This is a genomic window from Planosporangium thailandense, assembly GCF_011947195.1.
Lineage (GTDB): Bacteria > Actinomycetota > Actinomycetes > Mycobacteriales > Micromonosporaceae > Planosporangium > Planosporangium thailandense.
This window is the reverse complement of record NZ_JAATVY010000075.1, coordinates 1-1,393: the sequence shown is the minus strand read 5'-3', so window position 1 is coordinate 1,393 and position 1,393 is coordinate 1. Positions and strand designations below refer to the sequence as shown.

Annotated in this window: 1 protein-coding gene; it reads right to left on the bottom strand. The window is 65.3% G+C overall.

What is annotated here, in order from left to right:
* Positions 1–36 precede the first annotated feature (36 nt).
* The gene (locus tag HC031_RS32160; RefSeq protein ID WP_167929227.1) at positions 37–1,323 is read right to left on the bottom strand and encodes an IS256 family transposase; all 1,287 of its coding nucleotides are present in this window, start codon (positions 1,321–1,323) and stop codon (positions 37–39) included.
* Positions 1,324–1,393: the final 70 nt, after the last annotated feature.

Here is a 1,393-nt window from a genome sequence, read left to right as displayed (position 1 = left end):
GGGACTATCTCGCGAACGGTGTTTCCGGCGGTCCTGTCAGTAGGTCTCAGCGGCTGGGAAGCGGTCGCTGAAGGTGATGGCGAACGCGTTCAACGCGGGTTTCCAGCGCATCGTCCATCGGGTCCTGCCGGTCCCGGTCGGGTCCAGGGACCGGGTCACGAGATAGAGGCACTTTAACGCGGCCTGCTCGTTGGGGAAGTGGCCGCGGGCCTTGACCGCCCGCCGGTAGCGGGCGTTCAACGACTCGATCGCGTTGGTCGAACAGATGACCTTGCGGATCTCCACGTCGTAGTCCAGGAACGGGATGAACTCAGACCAGGCGCTGGCCCACAGCCGGACCACCGCCGGATAGCGGCTGCCCCACTTGTCGGCGAGGTCGTCGAACGCGGCCCTGGCGGCGTCAGCGTTGACTGCGGTGTAGATCGGCTTGACGTCGCGTTTCAGCTCGTCCCAGTACCTGCGTGAGGTCAGCCGGAACGTATTGCGGATCAAATGGATGATGCACGTCTGCACCACGGTCTGCGGCCACACGTTGGTGACCACCTCAGGCAGCCCCTTGAGACCGTCGCAGACCAGGAAGAACACGTCCTTGACGCCGCGGTTGCGCAGGTCGGTAAGCACGCTCATCCAGAACTTGGCGCCCTCCCCGCCGGTGCCGGCCCACAGCCCGAGGATGTCCTTGTCACCGTCGAGGCTGACCCCGATCGCGGCGTAGAACGGACGGTTGGCGACCTGCCCGTCACGGACCTTGACCACGATGGCGTCGATGAACACCGCTGCGTAGATCTCGTCGAGGGGCCGGTGGGTCCACTCCTGCATCTCGTCGATGACCTTGTCGGTGATCCGGGAGATCGTCTCCTTCGACACCGACGCGCCGTAGATCTCGGCGAAGTGCGCAGCAATCTCCCCGGTCGTGAGTCCCTTGGCATACAGCGACAACACGACCTCGTCGACCCCGGACAACCGCCGCTGCCGCTTCTTGACGATCTGCGGCTCGAACGTGCCGGCCCGATCCCGCGGCACGTCGATCTGCACCTGGCCGGTGGTGTCGGTCAGCACCGTCTTCGATCGGACGCCGTTGCGGATGTTGCCGGCGCCGACGCCGGCGGGATCGTGCTTTTCGTAGCCGAGGTGTTCGGTCATCTCCTCATTGAGCGCAGTCTCGAGGACCGTCTTGGTCAACTGTTTGAGCAGCCCATCCGGTCCGGTCAGCGACAGACCCTGCTCCTTGGCCAGCCGGACCAGTTCGGCAGCGGCCTGCTGCTCCGCCGACGGCTCGGGCTTCTTCTTCCTCGCGGTCACATCGTCCAGTGTCGCTGTCATCACGGCACCTTCCTCGCCGGGCGCTACGCCCCGCGGGTCAGGCCGGAAACACCGTTAGATCCACAGTCCC